At 68.1% G+C, this 23,058-nt stretch carries 28 protein-coding genes; 12 read left to right on the top strand and 16 right to left on the bottom strand.

Annotated elements, in window-relative coordinates:
• Positions 1-100: 100 nt before the first annotated feature.
• Genes ACFWUU_RS25965 through ACFWUU_RS25955 form a run of 3 tightly spaced genes read right to left on the bottom strand, consistent with a single transcriptional unit; the run spans position 101 to position 3,182 of the window.
• Entirely contained in the window at positions 101-1,015 is a 915-nt protein-coding gene (locus ACFWUU_RS25965) for a carbohydrate ABC transporter permease (RefSeq protein ID WP_380178969.1), read from the bottom strand.
• Positions 1,012-1,890, bottom strand: coding sequence for a carbohydrate ABC transporter permease (locus ACFWUU_RS25960; RefSeq protein WP_137257960.1), 879 nt, complete (start codon positions 1,888-1,890; stop codon positions 1,012-1,014). Before ACFWUU_RS25960 ends, ACFWUU_RS25965 begins: the two co-directional genes overlap by 4 nt.
• On the bottom strand, positions 1,890-3,182 hold the full coding sequence (locus tag ACFWUU_RS25955) for an ABC transporter substrate-binding protein (RefSeq protein ID WP_380178967.1): 1,293 nt from the start codon (positions 3,180-3,182) through the stop codon (positions 1,890-1,892). Before ACFWUU_RS25955 ends, ACFWUU_RS25960 begins: the two co-directional genes overlap by 1 nt.
• Before the next feature lie 85 nt (positions 3,183-3,267).
• On the opposite strand from ACFWUU_RS25955, the gene ACFWUU_RS25950 reads away from it, so the two are divergent.
• Both ACFWUU_RS25950 and ACFWUU_RS25945 read left to right on the top strand, forming a co-directional pair.
• Positions 3,268-4,284, top strand: coding sequence for a LacI family DNA-binding transcriptional regulator (locus ACFWUU_RS25950; RefSeq protein ID WP_380178965.1), 1,017 nt, complete (start codon positions 3,268-3,270; stop codon positions 4,282-4,284).
• Between the two features lie 39 nt (positions 4,285-4,323).
• On the top strand, positions 4,324-5,484 hold the full coding sequence (locus tag ACFWUU_RS25945) for a glycosyl hydrolase (protein WP_380178963.1): 1,161 nt from the start codon (positions 4,324-4,326) through the stop codon (positions 5,482-5,484).
• A 5-nt stretch (positions 5,485-5,489) separates the two neighbouring features.
• Here ACFWUU_RS25945 and ACFWUU_RS25940 read toward each other — a convergent pair whose 3' ends face one another.
• Positions 5,490-6,203, bottom strand: a complete 714-nt coding sequence (locus ACFWUU_RS25940; protein ID WP_380178961.1) for a TetR/AcrR family transcriptional regulator — start codon at positions 6,201-6,203, stop codon at positions 5,490-5,492.
• Positions 6,204-6,343: 140 nt separating this feature from the next.
• On the opposite strand from ACFWUU_RS25940, the gene ACFWUU_RS25935 reads away from it, so the two are divergent.
• Genes ACFWUU_RS25935 through ACFWUU_RS25925 form a run of 3 tightly spaced genes read left to right on the top strand, consistent with a single transcriptional unit; the run spans position 6,344 to position 9,955 of the window.
• A complete protein-coding gene (locus ACFWUU_RS25935) occupies positions 6,344-6,769 on the top strand; it encodes a DUF1707 domain-containing protein (RefSeq protein WP_137257965.1) in 426 nt (141 codons plus the stop codon).
• Positions 6,766-7,509: an ABC transporter ATP-binding protein gene (locus tag ACFWUU_RS25930; RefSeq protein WP_380178959.1), complete on the top strand. Its 744-nt coding sequence runs from the start codon at positions 6,766-6,768 to the stop codon at positions 7,507-7,509. The genes ACFWUU_RS25935 and ACFWUU_RS25930 overlap by 4 nt, the downstream gene beginning before the upstream one ends.
• A gap of 1 nt (position 7,510) precedes the next feature.
• Positions 7,511-9,955, top strand: a complete 2,445-nt coding sequence (locus ACFWUU_RS25925; RefSeq protein ID WP_380178957.1) for an FtsX-like permease family protein — start codon at positions 7,511-7,513, stop codon at positions 9,953-9,955.
• On the opposite strand, the gene ACFWUU_RS25920 is transcribed toward ACFWUU_RS25925, so the two are convergent.
• Positions 9,941-10,444, bottom strand: coding sequence for an SseB family protein (locus tag ACFWUU_RS25920; RefSeq protein WP_380178955.1), 504 nt, complete (start codon positions 10,442-10,444; stop codon positions 9,941-9,943). The genes ACFWUU_RS25925 and ACFWUU_RS25920 overlap by 15 nt on opposite strands.
• 88 nt (positions 10,445-10,532) lie before the next feature.
• Between ACFWUU_RS25920 and ACFWUU_RS25915 the strand changes: the two genes are divergently transcribed.
• Together ACFWUU_RS25915 and ACFWUU_RS25910 are read left to right on the top strand one after the other, a co-directional pair.
• Positions 10,533-11,024 (top strand): hypothetical protein, encoded by a 492-nt coding sequence (locus ACFWUU_RS25915; RefSeq protein ID WP_137257968.1) that lies wholly within the window; start codon positions 10,533-10,535, stop codon positions 11,022-11,024.
• Between the two features lie 19 nt (positions 11,025-11,043).
• A complete protein-coding gene (locus ACFWUU_RS25910; RefSeq protein ID WP_380178953.1) occupies positions 11,044-11,718 on the top strand; it encodes a uridine kinase in 675 nt (224 codons plus the stop codon).
• Here the strand turns inward: ACFWUU_RS25910 and ACFWUU_RS25905 are convergent.
• From ACFWUU_RS25905 to ACFWUU_RS25890, 4 genes are read right to left on the bottom strand one after another with little or no spacing between them, the layout of a single operon-like run.
• Complete coding sequence (locus ACFWUU_RS25905) at positions 11,672-12,466, bottom strand: class I SAM-dependent methyltransferase (RefSeq protein WP_380178950.1); 795 nt, start codon at positions 12,464-12,466, stop codon at positions 11,672-11,674. The two genes, ACFWUU_RS25910 and ACFWUU_RS25905, sit on opposite strands and share 47 nt — an antisense overlap.
• A complete protein-coding gene (locus ACFWUU_RS25900; RefSeq protein WP_137257971.1) occupies positions 12,463-12,903 on the bottom strand; it encodes an oxidoreductase in 441 nt (146 codons plus the stop codon). The genes ACFWUU_RS25905 and ACFWUU_RS25900 overlap by 4 nt, the downstream gene beginning before the upstream one ends.
• Before the next feature lie 5 nt (positions 12,904-12,908).
• Positions 12,909-14,129: an RNA polymerase sigma factor gene (locus tag ACFWUU_RS25895; RefSeq protein WP_380178947.1), complete on the bottom strand. Its 1,221-nt coding sequence runs from the start codon at positions 14,127-14,129 to the stop codon at positions 12,909-12,911.
• Between the two features lie 2 nt (positions 14,130-14,131).
• The gene (locus tag ACFWUU_RS25890; protein WP_380178945.1) at positions 14,132-14,476 is read right to left on the bottom strand and encodes a YciI family protein; all 345 of its coding nucleotides are present in this window, start codon (positions 14,474-14,476) and stop codon (positions 14,132-14,134) included.
• 82 nt (positions 14,477-14,558) lie between these two features.
• On the opposite strand from ACFWUU_RS25890, the gene ACFWUU_RS25885 reads away from it, so the two are divergent.
• A complete protein-coding gene (locus ACFWUU_RS25885) occupies positions 14,559-15,443 on the top strand; it encodes an aldose 1-epimerase family protein (RefSeq protein WP_380178943.1) in 885 nt (294 codons plus the stop codon).
• Here ACFWUU_RS25885 and ACFWUU_RS25880 read toward each other — a convergent pair.
• The 3 genes from ACFWUU_RS25880 to ACFWUU_RS25870 are packed head-to-tail and all read right to left on the bottom strand — an operon-like array spanning position 15,421 to position 17,044.
• Positions 15,421-15,879 carry a PH domain-containing protein gene (locus ACFWUU_RS25880; protein WP_137257975.1) on the bottom strand — a complete coding sequence of 153 codons (459 nt, stop codon included), beginning with the start codon at positions 15,877-15,879 and terminating at the stop codon, positions 15,421-15,423. The two genes, ACFWUU_RS25885 and ACFWUU_RS25880, sit on opposite strands and share 23 nt — an antisense overlap.
• Before the next feature lies 1 nt (position 15,880).
• Positions 15,881-16,729, bottom strand: a complete 849-nt coding sequence (gene hisG, locus ACFWUU_RS25875; RefSeq protein ID WP_137257976.1) for an ATP phosphoribosyltransferase — start codon at positions 16,727-16,729, stop codon at positions 15,881-15,883.
• Positions 16,730-16,780: 51 nt separating this feature from the next.
• Positions 16,781-17,044: a phosphoribosyl-ATP diphosphatase gene (locus ACFWUU_RS25870; protein ID WP_134109136.1), complete on the bottom strand. Its 264-nt coding sequence runs from the start codon at positions 17,042-17,044 to the stop codon at positions 16,781-16,783.
• A 93-nt stretch (positions 17,045-17,137) separates the two neighbouring features.
• Here ACFWUU_RS25870 and ACFWUU_RS25865 point away from each other — a divergent pair, with 93 nt between their 5' ends.
• A complete protein-coding gene (locus ACFWUU_RS25865) occupies positions 17,138-17,542 on the top strand; it encodes a VOC family protein (protein ID WP_380178941.1) in 405 nt (134 codons plus the stop codon).
• Here ACFWUU_RS25865 and ACFWUU_RS25860 read toward each other — a convergent pair.
• Complete coding sequence (locus tag ACFWUU_RS25860) at positions 17,519-18,208, bottom strand: MBL fold metallo-hydrolase (RefSeq protein ID WP_380178939.1); 690 nt, start codon at positions 18,206-18,208, stop codon at positions 17,519-17,521. The genes ACFWUU_RS25865 and ACFWUU_RS25860 overlap by 24 nt on opposite strands.
• An 18-nt stretch (positions 18,209-18,226) precedes the next feature.
• Between ACFWUU_RS25860 and ACFWUU_RS25855 the strand changes: the two genes are divergently transcribed.
• Positions 18,227-19,174 carry a P1 family peptidase gene (locus ACFWUU_RS25855; protein ID WP_380178937.1) on the top strand — a complete coding sequence of 316 codons (948 nt, stop codon included), beginning with the start codon at positions 18,227-18,229 and terminating at the stop codon, positions 19,172-19,174.
• Here ACFWUU_RS25855 and ACFWUU_RS25850 read toward each other — a convergent pair whose 3' ends face one another.
• Together ACFWUU_RS25850 and ACFWUU_RS25845 are read right to left on the bottom strand one after the other, a co-directional pair.
• A complete protein-coding gene (locus ACFWUU_RS25850) occupies positions 19,175-19,669 on the bottom strand; it encodes an anthrone oxygenase family protein (RefSeq protein ID WP_380178935.1) in 495 nt (164 codons plus the stop codon).
• Positions 19,669-20,307 carry an NAD(P)-dependent oxidoreductase gene (locus ACFWUU_RS25845; protein WP_137257981.1) on the bottom strand — a complete coding sequence of 213 codons (639 nt, stop codon included), beginning with the start codon at positions 20,305-20,307 and terminating at the stop codon, positions 19,669-19,671. Before ACFWUU_RS25845 ends, ACFWUU_RS25850 begins: the two co-directional genes overlap by 1 nt.
• 64 nt (positions 20,308-20,371) lie before the next feature.
• On the opposite strand from ACFWUU_RS25845, the gene ACFWUU_RS25840 reads away from it, so the two are divergent.
• Positions 20,372-20,854, top strand: coding sequence for a MarR family transcriptional regulator (locus tag ACFWUU_RS25840; RefSeq protein WP_380178933.1), 483 nt, complete (start codon positions 20,372-20,374; stop codon positions 20,852-20,854).
• Here the strand turns inward: ACFWUU_RS25840 and ACFWUU_RS25835 are convergent.
• Positions 20,845-21,810 carry a helix-turn-helix transcriptional regulator gene (locus ACFWUU_RS25835; protein WP_380178931.1) on the bottom strand — a complete coding sequence of 322 codons (966 nt, stop codon included), beginning with the start codon at positions 21,808-21,810 and terminating at the stop codon, positions 20,845-20,847. The genes ACFWUU_RS25840 and ACFWUU_RS25835 overlap by 10 nt on opposite strands.
• Before the next feature lie 62 nt (positions 21,811-21,872).
• Here ACFWUU_RS25835 and ACFWUU_RS25830 point away from each other — a divergent pair, with 62 nt between their 5' ends.
• A complete protein-coding gene (locus tag ACFWUU_RS25830) occupies positions 21,873-22,832 on the top strand; it encodes a hypothetical protein (protein WP_380178929.1) in 960 nt (319 codons plus the stop codon).
• The last annotated feature ends 226 nt before the right edge of the window (positions 22,833-23,058 follow it).

The following is a 23,058-nucleotide window of genomic DNA, read 5'->3' as shown; positions in this document are numbered from 1 at the left end:
CTCCTGCTCCATCGCCGCATCCCCAACCCCCAACGGCGGCGGACACCCCCCCCCCGGGCGGGCCCCCCCCCCCCCCGGGGGTCGGAGCCGGCACGGAGGGCTATCCCTTGACGGCTCCTTCTTCGACGCCTTTGAAGAAGAAGCGTTGGAGGGTGGCGAAGACGATCACGATCGGGATGAAGGCGATCATCGTGCCGGCGGCGATCAGGCGGGGATTGTTGCTGAAGGTGCCGGACAGGTACTGGAGGCCGACGGTCAATGTGTATTTGTTCGGGTCGGTGAGGACGATCAGCGGCCAGAGGAAGTCGTCCCAGGCGCCGATGAAGGCGAAGATCGCGATCACACTGATCGTCCCGCGGACCGACGGCAGGCCGACATACACAAACCGTTGCCACGCGTTCGCACCATCCACGATCGCGGCCTGGTCGACCTCCAGCGGCAGAGCACGGAACGCGTTGTACATCAGCAGCACGTTCAACGCCCCGATCATGCCGGGCAGCGCGACCCCGAACAGCGTGTTCGCCAGGCCGAACTCCCGCACGGTCACGTACTGCGAAATGATCGTGACCTCACCCGGCAGCACCAGCGTCGCGAGGAACAACCCGAGCACGATCCGACGCCCGCGGAACTGCAACCGCGAGATCGCGAACCCGGCCAGCGACGCCCCGATCACGTTGCCGCCGACAACCAGTACGGCGACGACCAGCGAGTTCCGCGCGTAGTCCAGCACCGGAATCGTGTCGGTGACCTCTTTGTAGTGCGAGAACGTCGGCTGGGCCGGCAGCAGCCGCGGGATCCGAGTGTAGATGTCCTCCCCGGATCCCTTCAGCGACGTCGACAGCTGCCACAGGAACGGCCCGATCGTGATCAGCAGCACGAACACGAGCAGCAGATACCGCACGACCTTCTCGCGCGGCGACACCGTGTTGAACCCGAAGGATCCCCGTCGACGACCGGCAGGACGTGGAGTCTCCGACACGTCGGCCGGGCGCACCGGATCGGTCACAGTCGTCATGCTTCAGCTCCTCTGCGGTTCAGCCGAGCCAGGACGAGCATCGGTACGACGGTGACGAAGAACAGCACGATCGACAACGCGGACGCGTACCCGAGGTTGCCCTCGAAACCCTGGCTGTACTGCTGGATCAGCATCACGACCGAGTTGTCGCGCCCACCCGGACCGCCCTTGCCGCCGCTGAGGATGAACAGTTCCGAGAACACCCGCAGCGCCGACACCGAGATCAGGATCGAGATCAGGATCATCGTCCCGCGGACCCCGGGGATCGTGATGTGCACGAACCGCCGGAACGGCCCGGCGCCGTCGACCGCGGCCGCCTCGTGCAGCTCACGTCCGACGTTCCCGAGGGCGGCCAGGTAGATGATCATGTAGTACCCCAGCCCCTTCCAGATCGTCAGACTGATTGCGCTCAGCAACAACAGCCATTGGTCGGACAGGAACGGCAGCGGCCCGGAGATGAACCCGAGCTTCTCGGCCATCCCATTGACCAGACCGCGGTCGTCGAGGATCCACTGCCAGATCAGCGCCACCACGACGGCGGACGCCACCACCGGCGTGTAGAACGCAGTACGGAAGAACGTGATCCCCGGCAGCTTCTTCTCGACGAGTACGGCGAGCAGCAGCGGCAGGACCGTGAGGAACGGCAGGCAGACCACCATGTAGATGACGCTGTTCAGCAGCGCCCACCGCAGCTGCTCGTCGTGCAGCAGGGTCTCGAAGTTCTTCAGCCCGACGAAGTGGCCGCCGCCGATCGGCCTGGCGTTCGTGAACGACAGGATGACGGTGTTGATCGACGGCCAGAGGTTGAAGACGAGCAACCACGCGAGTGCTGGGATCACCAGCACCCACGGGGTGAACCAACGGTGATACCTCATTACTGGGTGAGAAGCTGGTTGGCCTTCGCCACCGCCGCGTCGAGGGCTGCCTGGGAGGTGATCTTGCCGGAGATCGCCAGCGAGATCTGCTGACCGATGAAGTCGTTGGTCGCGCCACTGATCACCGGCGGCTGCAGGTTCTTGGCCTTGGCCAGTGACTGGAACGCGAGCACCTTCGCGTCACTCTCCGGCGTACCGTCGGACTTCGAGAAGTACGGGTCCTGAGCAGAGGCCTTCGTCGACGGGAAGATGTTGACGATCTTCGCGAACGCGGCCTGGCTCTCCGCGTTGGTGACGAACCGTGCCAGCGCGATCGCCGCGGCCTGGTTCTTGGTCTTGGCCGACACCGACAGACCCTGCACGTACAGCGGCGGCGTGTCGAGCGCGGGCGACGGGACGACCTTGCCCTTCAGCGACGGGTTGTCCTTCTGGAAGTCCTGGATCGCGTTGCCGCCGCCGGTGGTCCACGCGACCTTGCCCTGGGTGAAGAGCTTGGAGTTGCCCAGGTACTCGTTGGTCAGGATGTCGCGTGGCATGTAGCCGGCCTTGTACGCGTCGCGGTACTTGTCCAGCAGTGCGGCGGCTTCGGGAGTGTTGAAGACGAACTTCTTGCCGTCGTCGGACAGGATCTTGACGCCCGCGTTGGTGAAGTCACCGATGCCCGGCAGGCGCGACATCAGGTACTCCTTGCCGCCGGTCTTGTCATGCATCGTCTTCGCGGCCGCGAGCAGCTCGTCGAAGGTCTTCGGCGGGTTCTTCACATCCAGACCGGCCGCGGCGAACTTGGTCGCGTTCCAGTAGTCGATGTCGGTGTTCAGGTACCACGGGTAGCCGAACGTGCCGTTCATCCCCTGGTACTGGTACGCCTGTACGCCGCCCTCGACGTACTCGTCGGCAAGCTTGGAGTCGGCCGCGCCGACGTCGAGCAGCATGTTCTGCCTGGCCAGGCTGAGGGCGAAGTCCGGCGGCAGGTTCGTGACGTCGGGCAGCTGGCCGGCCGACGCCTGGCTCAGCACCTTCTTGTCGTAGCCGTCGCCGGGCTGGTCGAGCCAGGTCACGTGCGTGCCCGGGTACTTCGCCTCGAAGGCCTTGATCACGCCCTCGACGTACGACGTGAACTTCGGCTTCAGCGCCCACGTCTGGAAGCTGACCTCACCGGTCACCTGGGCGTTCGCGTCGACGGTCGGCTTGGCGCCACCGCTGCCGGAGTCCTCGGATCCGAGGCCGCAACCTGCCAGAGTGAGAGCGGCGGCGGCAAGGGCGGCCACCGGCGCCAGACGGCGTCTACGCATGGAATCTCCTGGGTTTGATAAACCGGTATAGCTCCTGCACTATCGGGGATCGTAGAATCCGCTGTCAAGGGTGAGGGAGGATCACGTGGCCAGACCGACGATCGCGGATATTGCGACCAGGGCGGGGGTGTCCAAGGGTGCGGTGTCGTTCGCGCTGAACGGGCGGCCCGGGGTCAGCGACGCGACCCGGGAGCGGATCCTGAAGATCGCCGAGCAGATGAGCTGGCGGCCGCACAGCGCGGCCCGGGCGCTCGGGGCGTCGCGGGTCGACTCGGTCGGGATGGTGATCGCGCGGCCGGCCCGGACGCTGGGGGTCGAGCCGTTCTTCGCGCACCTGCTGTCCGGCGTACAGTCCGGCCTGTCCGCGGAGTCGATCTCGCTGCAACTGCTGATCGTCGAGGACACCGCGGCCGAGATCGAGGTGTACCGGCGGTGGGCCTCGGAGCACCGCGTCGACGGCGTGATTCTGGTCGACCTGACGGTCAAGGACCCGCGGGTCGACGAACTCAAGGCACTCGAGCTGCCCGCCGTGGTGATCGGCGGCCGCGGCGGCAAAGGCGCGCTGGCATCGGTCTGGGCGGACGACCGCGACGCGATGCTCTCGATCGTGGAGTACCTCGCCGCGCTCGGCCATCGCCGGATCGCCCACGTCGCCGGTACGCCGAACTTCCAGCACACCCAGCGCCGGATCCGCGCCGTCCGCGACGCGGCGCCCCGCCTGGGCCTGGTGGATTCGCCGTCCTTGACCACGGACTTCAGCGACGCGGAGGGTGCCGCGATCACGCGCAAACTGCTCTCGCAGTCCGTGCGGCCGACCGCGATCGTCTACGACAGCGACGTGATGGCGGTCGCCGGACTGGGCGTCGCGATGGAGATGGGCGTCTCGGTCCCCGGCGACCTCTCGATCGTCGCCTTCGACGACTCGATCCTCACCCAGCTCATGCATCCGGCCCTGACGGCGCTGTCCCGTGACACCTTCGACTTCGGTCGCCAGGCCGCCGAGGTGCTGCTCGAGACCATCGCCGACCCCACGTCGGTCATCAACCGCCGCACCGCAGACCCGGTGCTGACGGTCCGTGAGTCGACCGCTCCCCCGGCGTGATGTTGCTCTTCGCGCCTAAACCGATTTAGCATCCTCGGCATGCCTTCGGTTCCCAGGTTCGGCGCCAACTACGTCCCCTCCAGCGGCTGGTTCTACAGCTGGCTGGACTACGACGGCGCCGCAGTACGGCGGGACTTCGCCGACCTGGCCGCGATCGGGCTGGACCACGTCCGCGTGTTCCCGGTCTGGCCATGGATCCAGCCGAACCGGGCGATCATCCGCGAGCGCGCGGTCGCGGATCTGCTCGACACGATCGACGCCGCCGCGGAGTACGGGCTGTCCGTCGCGGTCGACCTGATCCAGGGTCACCTGTCCAGCTTCGACTTCCTCCCGTCGTGGGTGCTGACCTGGCACAAGAGCAGCCTGTTCGAGGATCCGACGGTCCGCGACGGCCTCACGGCGTACGTCGACACCGTGGCGCGCGCGGTCGCGACGAAGCCGAACGTCTTCGCGATCACGCTCGGGAACGAGGTCAACAACCTCTGGCCCGACAGCCCGACCACGCCGGATGCATCGACGGCCTGGGCGCAGGATCTGCTGACCACGCTGAAGAAGGCGGCGCCGGACGTGCTCGCGCTGCACTCCGTGTTCGACGACGCCTGGTACAAGGCCGACCACCCGTTCCACCCCGTTGACGCCGTGGATCTGGGTGACCTGAGCACTGTCCACTCGTGGGTTTTCAACGGGGTCTCACGAGTGGACGGTCCCCTCGGGCCGGCCACCCTCACCCACGCCGACTATCTGGTCGAGTTGGCCCGCGCCACCTCGCTCGACCCTGCGCGACCCGTCTGGCTGCAGGAGATCGGCGTACCCGGGCCGGATATCCCCACGGACCTGCAGGCCGAGTTCACCCGCCGTACGCTCGAGATCGTGCTTCCGAACCCGGCACTGTACGGCGTGACGTGGTGGTCGTCGCACGATATCGACCGCAGCATGCTCGACTTCCCGGACCGCGAGTACGACCTGGGTCTGTTCACCGTCGACCATCAGCGCAAGCCTGCTGCACAAGCCCTCGCCGACGTGATCGCTGACGTCAAGGCGAACGGCGTACCGTCCACGCCGGATGCCACCACGCTGACCGCGCCGGCCAACCTCCGCACCGAGCCGGCCCGCCGCCCGGAAGTTGCCCCCGGCAGCGAATTCCACCTGCGCTGGGTCGAGGCCCGAACGGCAGGCCCGGTCCGCATCGTCCTGCCCTGATCGCGTTACTGCTTGGCGATCAGTACTTCGATGCCGTCGAGGATCCGCGCCAACCCGAACTCCAGGTCGTCGTCGAGGCCGTCCTCGTACTCCTGGTTCGTGTACATCGAGGTCAGGATCGGGTAGTTGCCGTCGATCAGCCTCGGGACCAGGAAACGGCCCACCTGTTCGGCTTGGACCGGGGTGTTGTCACTCGAGCCGAGCTGGCGGGCGAGGTTCGCGTAGTTGCGGGCGTAGCCGTCGAGCAGCATCAGGCAGCCGAGGTTGTCGTGCTGGCTGAGTCCGGTCTCGGCGAGCGCCTGCAGCATGGCCTCGACCCAGCGGAGCAGGTTAGGCGTGACGGGCGCGCCACGGATCGGTACGTCGAGCAGCCACGGGCGATCGTCGTACAACTTCACCTGCGCGTCGACCCACGCGATCGCGGCCGGGCGCCAGCCCTGCGGTAGCTCGGGCGGCAGGCCGACCGCCTTCTCGTGCACGAGCACGATCAGCTCTTCCTTCGACCGGACATAGCGGTACATCGCGTTCGTGGTGACGCCGAGGTGCGCCGCGATCCGCTGCAACGAGATCGCCTCGAACCCGTCCCGGTCGCCGAATTCGATGCCGGTGTCGACGATCTGCTCGATCGACAACGCCGGCTTCGGCCCGCGCCGCTGCACCGGCAGCACACCCCAGGACAGGGCGAGCCCCGGCGGCAGCTCCCCGCGGTCCTCGGTCATGTCTCCATCCTGACGCACGACGCCAGGGGCGTGACAGGGGTGCTAGCACCACCCTCGAAACGGGTCCTGAGCAGCGGGCGGCCGAAACTGTTCAACCCCTACGCTTTTTCACATCGAACCTCCGGAAAGGAACCCAGATCATGTACACGCTGCTCGAACCCCTCCTGACCCCCGACCAGATCAAGCTGACCGACGCCGACCGCCGCGCCGCGGTCGCCAAGCTCGACAGCGCCGTACGGCAGGCCGCCCTCGCTCCCTCACAGGCCAGCGAGCGGCAGTTGCAGCTGCTCACCGCCGAGACGCGCGGTGAGCTGCGCAAGATCATGGCCGGCGTTCCGGACGCGACTCCGCCTCGCGGGCTGACCACGGCTCTGCGTGCGTTCACCGGCGTGTGGCTGGTGACGTGTGTCGTGCAGTTCGTGATCTGGGTGGCGCTGGCGATGTTCGGTCACTTCGACGGGCCGTGGTGGCTCTGGTCGGACCTCGGCCTCGGCGCGGTCGTCGCGATCCTGTGGTGGACGAACGAGTCCTACCACCGCAAGTCCGACGTACTGGTCGCGCCATGAGCGTCCAGCTGACCGACGTACGGAAGGTGTACGGCACCGGGCCTGGCGCTGTTGACGCGCTGACCGGTGTCACCTACGGCTTCGAAGCGGGCACATTCACCGCGGTGATGGGACCATCCGGGTCTGGCAAGAGCACGCTGTTGCACTGCGCGGCCGGGCTTGATGTGCCGACCTCTGGGGAGGTCGAGTTGGCCGGGCGGTCTCTCCGCGGTCTGGACGAGACTGCGCTGACGGAACTGCGGCGCGAGTCGGTTGCCTTCGTGTTTCAGTCGTTCAACTTGATGCCGGCGCTGACGGTGCGGCAGAACGTCGTACTGCCGTTGACGCTGGCGGGGAAGTCGCCGGATGACGCATGGGTGACTGAGGTGATCCGGCGGGTCGGGCTCGATGCGCGGATGAAGCACCGGCCGAGCGAGCTGTCCGGTGGTCAGCAGCAGCGCGTGGCGATCGCGCGGGCGTTGGCCGGGCGTACTGCGATCACGTTCGCGGATGAGCCGACCGGCGCGCTCGATACGACCACTGCGCTCGAGGTGTTGACGCTGCTTCGGGATCAGTCCCGCGAGCTCGGTCAGACGATCGTGATGGTCACGCATGATCCGGTCGCGGCGTCGTACGCCGATCGCGTGGTCTTCCTCGTCGACGGGCGGATCGTGTCCGAAACCGCCCGTCCCACCGCCGAGGCCGTCGCCGCGGAACTCGCCCAGCTGAGCGCCGGCCGCTTCTCACCCATGGAGAACTGACATGTTCCGCCTCGCCGTCACCACCCTGCGCTACCGCACCGCCGCCTTCCTCGCGATCTTCGTCGCAGTCCTCCTCGGCGGAGCACTCCTGGCCGCCGCCGGCGGCCTCCTCGAAACCGCCCTACGCCTCAACGCCCCACCCCAACGCCTGTCCGCCGCTCCCGTCGTGGTGGCGGGCGACCCCGCCTACCATCCCCCCAACGGCAGCGGCTCCGCCGCCTTCCCAGAACGCCACCGGGTCGACGCGGCCCTGGTCGCCAAGCTCGCAGGTACGCCGGGCGTAGCTAAGGCGATCGCAGACAGATCATTCCCAGCAGCCGTCACCGGCAGCTCCGCCGAGGTGCTTGCGGGGCACCCGTGGAGTTCGGCGGCGCTTACCCCGTACCAGCTGCTGAGCGGGAGAGCTCCCGTTGGCGGGCAGGTTGTGCTCGACGAGCGGCTGGTCGGCACCTCCAAGCCTGGCGATCACGTGACGGTGACCGTGGCCGGCGAGCCTCGGGACCTGGTGTTGGCTGGGGTTGCGGTGGCTCGGCATCGGGTTGATGTGCCGGCGGTGTTCTTTGCGGATGGGGATGTGCCGGCTGGGGTGGACGCGATCGGCGTGTTTCCGGCGGATGGGACGTCGGCTCGGGAGTTGGCTGAGCAGCTGGAACTGCCGCAAGGGGTGAAGGCTTACACGGGTGACGACCGCGGTGTCGCGGAGTACCAAGGGATTGCTACGAGTCTGCCTTTGATCATCATGTCCGGCGTCTTCGGTGGGATGGTGGCTGTGGTGATGGCGCTCGTGGTGTCGGCGACGATCGGCTTGTCCGTCCGCCAGCGTCGTCGTGAGCTCGCGTTGCTGCGGGCAAGCGGTGCGACCCCGCGGCAGGTCGGCAAGATGGTGATCGCCGAGACCATGCTGGTCGGCCTCATCGGGCTGGCAATCGGCCTACTGGCCGGCCGGTTCGCGGGCAACTGGATCTTCGGCCTGCTCGCCGACGGCGGCATCGTGCCGCCTCAGCTCCGCTACGACCAAGGCCCGCTCCCGTTCGCCGGCGCAGCCATCCTGACGTTCGCAGTACTGCGAATCACCGTCGGATTCGCCGCCGGCCGCGCCGCCCGGATCCGACCCATCCAGGCCCTCGCCGAGGCCGCCGTACCGAACGTCGCCCTCAGCCGCATCCGCATCATCGGCCTGGTCTTCGCCGGCGCCACCGTAGCGATCGCCCTGTCGACCCCGTTCATGGGTCCGACCAACGCTGCCGCGATCGGCGGCCCGGCCGGCCTGACCGGTTCGATCGCCGTCGCGATCCTCGCCCCGCTGGTGATCCAACGCGCCCTGATCCCCCGCATCACCCGGTACGTCGAGAACCGCGGCACCAGCGGAGTCCTAGCGGTCATCAACCTCCGCGTCCGCGCAGTCCAGTTCGGCGCGATCCTGATCCCCATCACCATCGCCACAGCGATTGCCGTAGGCAACATCTACTCCCAGACCACCCAACAGAAGGCAGCCGAAGAAGCCTTCACCAGCAACCTGGCCGGCAACGTCGTCATCACCGGCGGCATCCCCGCCTCCCTCACCAAAGCAGCGAGCGAACAACCCGGCGTCACCGCATCGTCCGAACTCGTCCGCAGCAAAGGCTGGATCGAGGAGCCGTACGACACCTCCCACACCAGCGACGCCTGGCCCCTCCTCGGCCTCAGCGGCCCGATCTACAAGGACAAGGTGACCAAGGGCTCGCTCAACGACCTGACCGGCAACACCATCGCCTTGCCACCAGGTACGGCGAAGAAGCTCAAGGTCGACGTCGGCTCCGAGATCGGGGTGCGCCTGGGAGACGACGCACTGGTCAAGGTCAAGGTGGTCGCACTGGCCGAAGGCCCGTCCGGCTACCAATCCCTCCTGCTCCCCGCACAACTCCTCGCCGCCCACACCACAACCGGCCTACCAAGCCAGCTGGTCCTCAAGACCGACGAGAAGCTCCACCTGGACCTGTCGAAATGGCCCGGTACGACGATGGGCGGCCGCGAGCTGCTCGCCGACGGACTGGACACCGGCCTCGGCGTAGACGCGTGGATCGGCTACCTGCTGGCCGCGATCGCAGTCGCTTACACCGCCATCGCCTCGGTCAACACGATCGCAGTCGCCGTACTCGACCGCCGCCGCGAATTCGGACTGCAGCGCCTGACCGGATCGACCCGCCGCGAGGTCTCGCGAATGCTCGGTCTCGAGGGTCTCCTCATCGCAGCACTCGGGCTGGTAGCCGGTCTGATCACAGCAGCGTTCACTGTCCTCCCGATCGCGATGGCAACCCGAGGCTGGCCGATCCCGTCCGGTCCGGTATGGGTCCTGATCGCCTGGATCGCGGTCGTCCTCCTGCTGGTCCTCCCGACCACCGCGATCACCGGTCGCATCGCGATGCGCGCCAAGCCGATGGACGCGCTCAGCTCACCCGTCGGCTGATTCGATCCACCCGTAGCCGCCGTCCTCCAGGCGAACCACCTGGAGGCCGGCGGCCAACCGGCGTACGTCGTCGGTCTCGATCACGCCCGCGGCCGGGCCGGCGATGTCGAGCACGATCGCGGCCGCGCCTTCCTGGATCGCCGCGGTCGCGACCAGCTGCGCCTGGGCCGGCATCGGCCGCGCGTCCGGGCTCCACCGGGCCAGGCTCTCGGTGCCGGTGAACGCGAGCAGCGCGTTCCGCCCGTCCTGCCCCTGGAGCAGCGCGACGGCCATGTCCGAGGTCTTGTCGTGCGCGAGCCCGTTCTCGTCGTACTCAACCTCGCCAAGCATCGCCACCACCGGCACCAGCAGCCGCGCCCCGGTCGGTCCTGCCAGCGCCGCCAGCACCGCGCCCTCGTCACCCTCCGCGAGCGCGGTCGCAAGTGCGGGGTCCGCCGTACCGTCGTCGTTGTCGAACCCGGTGAAGGCCAAGCGGCGCTCTGGTTGCATGCGGATATTGTCCCCGGAGGTCTCTTTCAGGGGTGCGTCAGGGCTCTTCCCCTCTTGGTTCCGGGCGGGACTGTGCGAGCCTGGGTATGTGCCTGACTTCAACGATTTGACGCTGCTGCCGTTCTGCGTAGGCCTCACGCTGCTCGGTCTGATCGGCTCGTGGTTCGCCTGGCGGCGACGCGGGGTGGCAGCCGGCACCCGCGGCGTGGCCTGGTCCCTGCTGCCGGTCTCGCTGTACCTGACCGGTCTGCTGGAGCTGGTCTGGGACGTGGTCCGCTCGACGGTGAGCTGGGTCACGCACCTGATCTTCTCGCCGACCGTCTGGGCCGGGGTCGCGCTGTTCGGCGTCTCGGTGGTGTTGTACGTCGTGTCAGGTGTGGCCCGGGGCCGTGGAGGGAACCAGAAGGCCGAGAAGAAGAAGCCCGCCTCGCCCGCGGGTGAGTTGACCACGACGGGCCCAGCGCCCGCGTCGGCCACCACCGCCAAAGCTGCCAAGCCGTCAAAGGGGAAGGCGAAGCAGCAGGAATCGTCGGAGTTCGACGAGATCGAGGACATTCTGAAGCGCCATGGAATCAACTGACCCTGACCGGGGTGGTGGGGTGGGGAAAGCCTCCGATACAGCCGCTGACCACGGCTCACCCCTGACCATCGACCTGCTGCTCGACAACGTTCTGGCCGGACCGGCAGGCCTCGGCAGCACCCGGCTGATCGGCATCGACGGACCCGCCGGATCCGGCAAGACCACCGTCGCCGCCGCGCTCGAAGCCCGGGCCAAGCTGCGCGACCTGAACACGTACGTCATCCACATGGACGATCTGTACGACGGCTGGACCGGAGCCGAGCGTGGATTCGGTCTGCTCCGCGACCACGTGCTGCAACGGCTCGCCGACGGCCGCGAGGGTCGCTACCGCCGCTACGACTGGTACGTCGGCGCCTACGCCGAGCTGCACGTCGTACCGAACACCGTGGATCTGCTGATCGTCGAAGGTGTGACCGCCTGCGACCGGGACGCGGCGCACTGGCAATCGCTGCGGCTGTGGGTCGAGACGTCGAACGAGGTCCGCCTGGAGCGTGGCATCGAACGCGACGGCGAGGCCCTCCGCGACCACTGGCTCGAGTGGATGCGCTGGGAACGCGACCATTTCGCCGAGCAGGCCACCCGCTCGCGCGCCCACGTGATCGTCGACGGCGACCCGACCATCCCGTTCGACCCGACGGTGGAACTCGTCACGAAGTCGGTGGCACTGCCTCCGCACGACTCGGCGGCTTCGTAGCCGAGATCAACCGCGCCTGCGGATGGTGGACCCACTCCCCCGCCGGTGCCTTCGCCAGGTAGCTCGCCCGCAGTTCCGCGATGTACTCGTCGCCACGTGCCAACGCCGTGGCGCGCAGCGGGCCCGAGCGGTCGGCCGCATCGAAGTACGCCGCCGCGTCGGGATGCACCATCGGATACGACACCAGCTCGTCCCGCTCGACCACGGCACCGTCGAGGGCCGGGATCAGCGCGTCCTCCCACGAGCGGTCGCGCCGCCCGTCGATCACCTCGTCCAGGAGCGCGAACGGACCGGTCTCCTCGGCGAACTCGGGCCAGTAGACGACACAGAGCCGTCCTCCGGGACGAAGCACGTCGTACCAGGACCGGATGGCCGCAGCAGGATCAGGCAACTGCTGCAGACCGAAGACCGACACGACCGCCGCCGCAGACCAGGCCGGGTCAAGCACAGCCGCATCGCCCTGGACCACCTCGACGCCCGGACGTCCCGCGGCGCGGAGGCCGGCCAGGCGAACCATCTCGGCGGACAGGTCGATGCCGACGATCCGCCGATCGGGAAAGCGCGGAGCGAGCAGCTCGAGCTCGGGAAAAGTCCCGCAGCACGGTACGACGACCGTACCAAACGGTATGGTATGCAAGGCGTCGACAGCAGCCTGCACCCACGGCGCGAAGCGCGGCACGAAGTACTGCTCGTAGCCCTCGGCTGCCTCGTCCCAGCTGCGGGCGAGCCTCGAGAGGCGGTCCGTCACGTCTGCAGACCGTCCCAGGACCAGCGCGGGACGGTCAGATCATCGGCAATGTCTGCCGTGTTGTGGTGGTACATCGTCGTGAACGTCGCCCAGGCGAAGTAGTCGTGCAGGACCTGCCGGAGCTTCGGATCGGTCAGCTCGGCATCCGTCATCGCCTCGTCGAAGCGCTCGATCGCGCGCCGGTTCATCTCGTCGTGCTCGCCGTTCCCGCTGTGTCGCCGCTCGACGTACGCCTCGTCGCCGTACACACCGGTGTAGCCTTCCGGCCCGCCGAGCGCCTCGGCCCAGTACGCCGCCAGCCGCTCGATGTGATCAGGCTCGACGTCACCGTGGAACGCATGGCTGACGACCTCGTCGGCCATCACTCGCTCGTGCCAGGCTCGCGCCAGCCGGAGCATGCCTTCGGACCCACCCGCCGCCTCGTAAACGGTCTCCATGGCGGTCAAGTCTGCTCTATCGACGCCAGCCGGTCACGTGCGTGCGCCCGTTCCGGTTCGGATCCGGCCAGTCGGAGGGCGCGTTCGTACGCCGCCGTTGCCTCGGGCAAGCGTCCGAGACGGTGCAGCAAGTCGGCGCGGGCGAGGGCGAACGGGTGGTAGTCGCGCAGCCGTGGTTCGTCGGCCAGCTCGTCGAGCAGTGCGAGGCCGGCCTCGGCGCCGTCGCGCATCGCGATCGCGGCCGCCCGGTTGAGCGCGACCACGGGCGACGGATCCATCTCCAGCAGTACGTCGTACAGCGCGACGATCTGCGCCCAATCGGTGTCGGCGAAGTCGTCCGCCTCGTCGTGGAGCGCGGCGATCGCGGCCTGGACTGCGTACGGTCCGGCTCCGCCGGTGAGCGCGGTGACGACCAGGTCGCGGCCCTCGGCGATCAGCTCGTGGTCCCAGCGGGTGCGGTCCTGATCCTCGAGCAAGACCAGTGAGCCGTCGGGCCCAGTGCGAGCGTCGCGGCGGGCGTGGACGAGCAGCATGAGGGCGAGCAGACCGGTCACCTCGCGCTCGGCCGGGAGCAGCCGGTGCAGGATCCGGGCGAGTCGGATCGCCTCCTCGGCGAGATCGAGACGCTGCAGGTACGGTCCCGAGCTCGCGGCGTACCCCTCGGTGAAGACCGAGTAGACGACCTGCAGTACGCCGGGCAGCCGCTCCGGCAGCTCGTCCGGACCGGGCACGCGGAACGGGATCCGCGCATCGCGAATCTTCTGCTTCGCCCGGACGATCCGTCTCGCCATCGTCGCGGTCGGGACCAGGAACGCGCGCGCGACCTCCGGCGTGGTCAGACCAGCCAGGCAGCGCAGCGTCAACGCGCCGCGGTCCTCGGCCGCGAGCGCGGGGTGCGTGCAGGTGAAGAACAGCTGCAACCGCTCGTCCGGCAGTTCGTCCCCGGTCGCTTGCGGCGCGGCCCGGTCCATATCGACCTGCAGTACGGCGAGCTTCGCGGCGTACACCTGATCGCGCCGGAGCCGGTCGACCGCCTTCCGCCGGGCGGTCGTCATCAGCCAGCCGCCCGGGTTCGGCGGTACGCCGTCCACCGGCCAGCGCACCAGCGCCGCCTCGATCGCCTCCGAGGTGACCTCCTCGGCCAGGTCGAGGTCCCCGAACCGCCGGGCGAGCGCGGCCAGCAGCCGGCCCCGCTCCTCCCGGAAGACCGCCTCGACCTGGTCCATCCTCAGAACTCCGCGACCGGCCGAACCACGACCGACCCGCCGGCCCGCGAACCCGGGCACTTCGCGGCCCAGTCCAGCGCGACATCCAGATCCGGTACGTCGATCACGTAGAACCCGCCGAGCACCTCGCGCGTCTCCGCGAACGGTCCGTCCGTCACGGTCCGCTTGCCGTCGTTGGCAACCTGGACGCGGGTCGCGGTCACCAGATCCGCCAGCGACTCCGACGCGACCACGACCCCGGAGTCGGTGATCTCCTTGTCGAACCGCATCCAGTCCTCCGGCTCGCATCCGACCGGCGCGTTCTCCCCGTCGAGCTCCCCGGCGTTGATCAGCAGCATGTATTTCATCAGAACCTCCTGTTCACCCGTGTCTACAGCATCACCACGAACGGGTTCGCCCAGGATGGACAGCGTCAGTCAGGATTGGACCATGAATGTTTCCCCATCGGGTGAGCAGTGGGTCCTCCGCGGCGGCGGGTACGAGGCGACCGTGGTCAGCGTCGGCGGTGGGCTGCGCGGGCTCACGTACGACGGTCGCCCGGTCCTGCTCGGGTACGGCGAGGACGAGGCGGCGCACGCGGGGATCGGGCAGCACCTGTTCCCGTGGCCGAACCGGATCACCGACGGGAAGTACACGTTCGAGGGCGTCGCCCAGCAGCTGTACCTGACCGAGCCCGCCCGCCAGAACGCAATCCACGGCCTGACCCGCTGGGCCAACTGGCTCCGCGTGGACGACGGCTCAGACCCGGCCGCCCTGGTCGTCGGCCATCGCCTGCACGGCCAGCCCGGCTACCCCCACCAGCTGGACCTCCGCCTCGACTACCGCCTCACCGATCGCCTGACTGTCACCGCGACTGCCACCAACATTGGCGGATCCGCTGCGCCTTACGGCTACGGAGCACATCCGTATCTCTCTGTCGGCCGCCCGATCGACGAATGCGTGCTCGAGTTCACCGCATCCGACCGCCTGGAGGTCTCCTCGGAGAGGATGCAGCCCGTCGGCCTCACACCAGTGACCGGCTCGTCGTACGACTTCACCGGAGGCCGACTGATCGCGGCAACCTCGATCGACAACGCCTTCACCGGACTCGGCGGCGCCTGGTCGGTCTCGTTGACGGATCCCGACAGCGGCGCGCGATCGGTGCTCACCAGTGACACACCCTGGATGCAGCTGTTCACCGGCGAGGCAGTCGGGCGTACGGCGCTGGCGGTCGAGCCGATGACGTGTCCGCCGGACGCGTTCATCACCGGTCAGGACCTGGTCGTCCTGAAGCCGGGCGAGTCGCACACGACTAGCTTTTCGGTGGCCGATTAGCTCCGGCGCCGTGGTCGCGAGCCACCGCCGCAAGCTCCTTCGCGGCGCGGCTCGCCCGGGCTCCCTCCGCGGCCTGGACCGCGAGGATGCCGATCCGGTTGCCATCGGCATCGAACAGCTGCAGCCACGCGTCCCCCGGCCGGAACCGCAGTCCGCTGATCTCCGCCCAGGTCAGCGTGTACGACTTGAACACGTTCCGCACCCGGAGCCCGTCGGCGTACGCCGTCACCCGCAGCGTCGTCATCCGGTACAGGATCCACAGGATCGCCCCGAAGAACACCAGCAACGTGATCCGCTGGAACCAGCTGAACGAATCCCGCGACTCGGCCGGCAACCGGACCCAGATCACCCCGAACACCGCCAGCAGCGACAGGCCCATCACCCCGGCCATCAGCGCGAGGATCCGCGGATGGAAGGTGAAGAGCCTGTCGCTCATGTCAGATCCGGCAGGCGTGGATGTCTGTGGTGAGGATGGCACGGGCGCCCACCTCCCACAGCTGGTCCATCAGGCGCTGGGCCTCGGCACGCTGCACCATCACCCGGACGGCGACCCAGCCCTGCTTGTGCAGCGGGGAGATCGTCGGCGACTCCAGGCCGGGCGCCACCGAGGTGGCCGCGTCGACGTTCTCGGCGCGGATGTCGTAGTCCATCATCACGTAGTTCCGCGCGATCAGGACGCCTTCGAGCCGGCGTACCAGCTGGTGCATTCCGTTCGGCGGGTTCTCGACGCCGTGCCGCTTGATCAGCACGGCCTCGGACTTCAGGATCGGCTCGCCGAACACCTCGAGCCCGGCCTGCCGCAGCGTCGTACCGGTCTCCACCACGTCGGCGATCACGTCGGCGACCCCGAGCTGGACGGCCGATTCGACCGCGCCGTCAAGGCGGACCACGGATGCGTCGACGCCGTTCTCGGCCAGGTGGTCCTGCAGTACGCCGGCGTACGACGTGGCGATGCGCTTGCCGGCCAGGTCCTTGATGGAGTCCGCGACCCCGGGCCGCCCGGCGAATCGGAACGTGGACGAGCCGAACCCGAGGCCCATGATCACGTCCGCGTCGGCGTGCGAGTCGAGCACGAGATCACGGCCGGAGATGCCGACGTCGAGAGTGCCCTCCCCGACGTACACCGCGATGTCCCGCGGGCGGAGGTAGTAGAACTCGACCTCGTTGGCCGAGTCGGTGAGTGTGAGGTCCTTGGTGGTACGGCGCTGTTTGTAGCCGGCCTCGACGAGCATCTCGGTGGCGGCTTCGCTCAGCGAGCCCTTGTTCGGTACTGCGACGCGCAGCATGGCGACTGCCCTTTCTGGGGAAGTGAACCGGTGATCTGGAGGAGGTAACTCCTACAGATGTCGGTACACGTCCTCGAGGTCCAGGCCGAGGGCATGCATCATCACCTGAGCGTGGTAGAAGAGCTGGGACAGCTCCTCCGCGGCCCGCTCCTTGCCCTCGTACTCGGCTGCCATCCACGACTCGGCGGCCTCTTCGACCAGCTTCTTGCCGATCGCGTGCACGCCGGCATCCAGCGCCGCCACGGTCCCGGAACCCTCCGGACGTGTCGCCGCCTTCTCACCCAGCTCGGCAAACAGCTCCTCAAAACTCTTCATCGCGCGCCCAGCCTACGGGGTCCGGTCACCTTCCCCCGCCCCCAGGTCCGCCGATCGGACCTCCCCGCGGCTCGTCTGTGGGTTACTGGAGCCATGGACGGATTCGCGCAGATCTCTGTGATGCTCGCCGTGCCGGACGCGCCGGCGGCCGCGGCCTGGTACGCCGAGGCGCTCGGAGCGGTCGAGCTCTGGAACCTCGGCAGCGTGGTCGGGCTGAGCGTCAACGGCGCCCCGATCTTCCTCGGCGAACCGGGGGACAACATCTGGAAAACACCCGCGGCGACCGGCGCTCCGACGGTTCGGGTCGAGATGTTCGTGGACGATCCGGACGGTTTCGTACGGCGTGCCGTCGAGGCGGGCGCGGACGGGAGCTTCGACCCGGTCCGCGATCACGCCGTGCCGTGGGGGACGCATCGGCAGGGGTCGTTCCTGGATCCGTTCGGGCACTTGTGGTTCGTCGGCGACAGGTCTCCGCTAGGACCCAGCGAGCGCGGCTGATCTGGTGCGCGGAGCTGAGTGCGCGTCGACGTACCAGTCGTGGTGCTCGGACAAGAGCTGCTTGACCATGGCGTAGTCGATGGTGTCGTCGGGCGTGCGCAGGTGGTACGGCGGCGGGTAGAACGCGTCGCCGAGCAGGGCGACGCCGTCGGCGACGGCGATGACCGAGTCCGGGGCGTGGTTGCCGCCGACGTGACGCAGTACGACGCCGGTCGGGAGGGTGAGGGTGTCGTCGAAGGTCTCGTCGGGGAGGACGATCCGGAAGCCGGTCCAGTCGGGTACGGCGAGCGCTCGGGCGCGGAAGCTGGGGCCGAGCTTGGGATTGGCCTCGACTTCGTCGTGGAGGTATTGGTGGCTCCACGGGCGTCGGGCTTCGGCGGTGAGGATCGGGACGGCTGACTCGTGAGCGATGACGGTCACGTCGTCCCAGGCGGAGGCGCCCCAGGTGTGGTCCCAGTGGTGGTGGGTGTAGACGAGCCACCTCGGCGCTGGCAGTCCGGCTGCGGCGATCGCCGTACGGATGGCTTGGGCGTGCTCGGGACTGTTGCCCGCGTCGACGAGGACCGAGCCGCGGTCGTCGGCGATGACGGCGACCGACGGGCGGATCGCATCGGGGTCCGGGTCGTGCGGGTAGAGCCAGACCCGGCCGGCGAGGTGCTGGAGCATGTGGCCGACGATATCCGTATGCAGAATCCCCGGAGAGTCCGCGACCTCGGCGTCATCGTCGGCACCCTGCCCACCGGTCCCCTCAACGCGATCACCGACGTCCCTGGCGTCCGCGTCGGCCAGACCACGCTCACCGGCGACGGACTGAACACCGGGGTCACCGCGATCGTCCCCGACGGGTACGCCGGGACCCTGCCGGCAGCTGTTGCTGTCGGCAACGGGTACGGCAAGCTGATCGGCACCACCCAGGTCGACGAGCTCGGCGTGATCGAGACCCCGATCCTGCTGACCGGCACCCTGAGCACCTTCCGTGTCGCCGACGCCTTGCTGACCTGGCTCCTCGACCGCGACCCTCGCGCCACCAGCCTCAACCCGATCGTCGGCGAAACCAACGACGCCTACCTGTCCGACATCCGCCGCCGCCCGATCACACCCGCCCACGTCCACGCCGCCCTCGACACTGCCTCGTCGGACCTCCCCCTCGAAGGCTGCGCCGGAGCCGGCACCGGGACCACCGCTCTCGGCTTCAAAGCCGGCATCGGCACGTCCTCCCGCCTTGTGGCGTCCGGCACCGTAGGAGCGATTGTGCAATCGAACTTCTCCGGCTTGTTGACGGTGCTCGGGCGACCTGTCCCCGCGACGCCTGTTGATGCGGATGGCAACAGTTGCATGATCGTCGTGGCCACGGATCTTCCGCTCGACGCCCGGCAGTTGGGCCGGCTTGCGCGGCGGGCGGTGTTTGCGATGGGCCGGGTCGGCTCCGACTTCGCACCCGGGAGCGGCGACTACGCGATCGCCTTCACCACGAACCGCACCCCGGGCTACGCCGACAACGATCTCCGCGGCCCGTTCCAAGCCGTCACGGAATCAGTCGAGGAAGCGCTCCTCAACTCCCTCACGATGGCCCGAACCACCACCGGCCGCAGGGGCACCGCCCACGCCGTACCCCACGACCTGCTGGCCTAGTCACACCCGAACGGCGGCGGTCACACGTCGCATGCGACCTCGGACCATTGTGCTGACCTGACTGGCGACGATGAGCACACCGAAGGCGAGGACCGCCGCTGCAGTGCGGATCGCGTGGGCGACCTGCCATCGATCCCGGACGCTCGCCCAATCGGACGGCGGGTTCTGTACCGACCATGCGGACTGGTCCGAGTTGATCGGCAGGTTGATCGCGAACGTGGTCGCGAACACGATCACCAGCAACGCGACCGCCACCAGCACCATCCGCCGATCGTTGCCCCGAGCCCGGATGGCCAGCACCACGGTCGTGATCATTGCCGGGATCAACGTTGCCGAGGCCAACTTGTCCAGCGAGTCCAGCTCCACCAACCGGGTCTGCGTGTAGACCGACGCATCGAACCCACGCAAGGAGTTCTCGAGCACGAGAACGCTCACCAGAAATCCGGCAAACACCCCGCTGAACAACAAGCTCGCGGAACGTACGAACCGCGTCATCAGTACGACACTCCGACCGGCTGGTCGATCGTCGCCGGGTCGTCGAGTACGGCGAGCATCAAGTGCGCGACGTCGGCACGCGAGATGAAGTACCCCTTGGTGACCGTGCCGCCCACGACCGTGCGGTAGTGACCGGTGAGCGCCTTGTTGTTGAGCTTCGGCGGACGCACGATCGTCCAGTCCGTGGCGCTGCTCATGATCGCCGCCTCCATCAGCCGCAGGTCGGCGTACACGTCGGCCGCGAACGCGTTGATCATCGGATACACCACCCGGCGGTTCAGGAAGCTCTCGTCCGCCGGGATCGGCCCGAGCGGCGCGGCGCTGACCGCGACGAACCGCCGTACCCCGGCCGCTTCCATTGCCGTCAGCATCGATCGCGTACTGCGCGACGCGACCGGCCCGTCCTTCCGCCCGCGGGCTCCCACGCCGGAGATGACCGCCGTACTCCCGTCGAGCGCCTCACGCAGCGGCTCCGGATCGTCCAGACCCGCCACCCGGACCACCTCGAGGGACGGATGCTCCACCTCGAACGACGACGACTTCCGCACCACCGCGGTCACCTTGTGCCCCGCATCGAGCGCCTGCCGTACGACGTGACCGCCGATCCCACCCGTCGCGCCGAACACCGTGATCCTCATCCCGCGTCTCCTTGCGCTATTGTGAATCTGATCTGTAACTCATATAGTACGGGAATCATAATATATGGAACAGACAGAACCGAGTGACGCACGCCACCACCGGCGTACCGGCAACGAGATCAAGGCCGCGCTCCGCGACCTGCGGATCCAGCTCGCCCTGCTGAACCACCAGGTCGGCGGCAAACTGGCGCTGAAGGACGTCGACCTGGACTGCCTCGACGTGCTCGCCCGCAGCGGACCGCTCACGCCGAGCGCACTCGCTCGTCAGGCCGGTCTGCACCCGGCGACGCTGACCGGCATCCTCGACCGGCTCGAGAAGGCCGGCTGGATCGCCCGGGACCGCGCGCGGGCGGACCGCCGCAGCGTCACGATCCGCGTGCTGCCGGATCGCGGGATGGACGTGTTCCGGGTGTACCAGCCGATGATCGGCGCGATGGACGACGTACTCGCGGAGTACTCCGAGCCGGAGTTGAAGCTGATCGCCGACTTCCTGCGTCGCAGTACCGAGGCGGGCCAGCGGGCCAACGAAGAGTTGGCTCAGGAGTAGAGGTCGTGGAGCGCGCGGCCGAGATTCGCCAGCTCGGCCCGTAGTTCGGGAGGCTCGAGCACCTCGACCGCGGCGCCGAACCTGCTCAGTGAGGCGGCCGCGTTGCCGACCGACTCGATCGGGATCGTCACCACGACGCTTCCGTCCGGCTCCGGCTCGGCGGCCGCCACCGCTTTGACCAGGCTCGGGAACGAGACGTCGTAGATCCTGGCGGCCAGGCCGGCGGAGACTCGTACGACGGCCTCGTCGGTGTACCGGACGCGGTCGAAGCCTTCGAGGTGGTCCTGCCAGAACTGGGTCAGGTTGAACTCCGGGTCCCGCTCGAAGCTGTCCTCGGTCGGCGTCAGCTCGAGGATGTTGGAGACGCGGTACGTGCGGAGACCTCGGGGCGTCGCGGCAACGACGTACCAGCTGCCGTTCTTCAGGACCAGGCCGTGCGGCTCGAGGAGGCGCTCGACCTCGCGCGGTTCTTCCCAGCGGCGATAGAGGACCTTGATCCGGCGGTCGTGGAGCACGGCGTCGGCGACGGCGGACAGGTGTGGCGAGTCCTCGGCGTCCTGGTACCAGGCCGGTAGGTCGAGGTGGAAGCGGTTCTTGAGGCGGCCGGCGCGGTCGCGTTGGTCGGGCGCGAGGGCGGCGAGCAGTTTGAGTTCGGCCGCGCTCGTCTCCGCAGTGAGGCCGAGCGCGGCGGCTGCGCCCGGCATACCAACTAAGAACAGCGCGGCCGCTTCCTGCTCAGTCAGGCCGGTGAGCTTGGTGCGGTACCCCTCGACGAGTCGATAGCCGCCGGCGCGACCCTGATCGGCGTACACGGGAACCCCGGCCGCTGCCAGCGCTTCGACGTCGCGGTAGATCGTGCGCAGTGACACCTCGAGTTCGTCCGCGAGCTCACGCGCCGTCAGCTGCCGGCGCGTCTGCAGCAACAGCAGGATCGACAACAGCCGGCTCGAACGCATGCTGTTCAGGTTAGTGCTTATCACTGCCATCGGTTGTCAGGTATTGGCTGGAGGCTTGCTGCATGACGACATGGAACAAGGTCACCGGCGACTTCGACTTCCTCAACGGGTACTTCGACGTCCACCACCGCACGCTGAAACAGGCCTTCGCCGACTGCGACGAGTGGCTCGAGTACGACGGGACCACGACCGCCCACACGTACTTCGACGGCCAGATCAGCATCGACGAGATGCGCTTCCCGACGAAGGGGTCGTACGGGCTGTCGCTGCGGGTGTTCGACCCGGTGGCCAAGCAGTGGAGCATCTGGTGGGTCAACAGCACGACGATGACGCTGTACCCGCCGGTGCGTGGCGGCTGGTCCGCGGACGGCACATCGTGCCGGTTGGTGGGTGAGGACTCGCTGGACGGGTTCCCGATCCTGTGCAGCTACGAGTGGTCGGACATCACCGACAAGACGGCGCACTGGGAGCAGGCGTACTCCAGCGACGGCGGCAAGACCTGGGAAACCAACTGGATCATGGACTTCACGCGGCGGTCTGATCCGCCGCCGGCTCTCGACGTACCGAAGATGACTGACGACTTCGACTTCCTGACCGGCCGCTGGTCGTTCCACAACCTGCGGCGTCGTCCGGTGCTGGGCGAGCCGTTCGAGTGGCACGAGTTCGACGCGGAGCTGGAGGGTACGACGTACTTCGATGGGGCGATCAGCGTGGATGAGGGCTGGTATCCGACTGAGGGATTCCGGGGTGCGACGTTCCGGCTGTACGACCCGAAGTCACGCACCTGGGCAATCCACTGGATCAACAGCGAACGCGGCCATCTGGAGACACCGGTCATCGGCTCGTTCGACGGGGATGTCGGCACCTTCGAGGGGCCTGACGAATGGGACGGGCAACCGATCGACGTCCGCTTCCTGTGGAACCGCGGCGTCGACAAGGCGTCCTGGGAACAGTCCTTCTCGACTGATGGCGGAAAGACGTGGACGGCCAACTGGCACATGAATCACACGCGGATCGGGTGAGGGGAAGTCCCCCGCGTGCTACGCGGCCGCTCTCTTCGTCGCTCCGCTCCTCAGCGCAGCCGCTCCGCACGCTGCCCACCCACCCCCCGCTCAGCGCGGTGCATCCTTTCCGGCTATCGCCGGACGTGCCCGGCTTATCGCCGGGGGGTGCCGGCTGCCGCCGGAGTGCCGGCTTATCGCCGGGAGGTGCCGGCTGCCGCCGGTTGCCGGCTTATCGCCGGAGTGC

This window comes from Kribbella sp. NPDC058693 (genome assembly GCF_042715335.1).
GTDB lineage: Bacteria > Actinomycetota > Actinomycetes > Propionibacteriales > Kribbellaceae > Kribbella > Kribbella jiaozuonensis.
The sequence above is the reverse complement of the archived record's forward strand: the minus strand, read 5'-3'. Positions and strand labels throughout refer to the sequence as shown.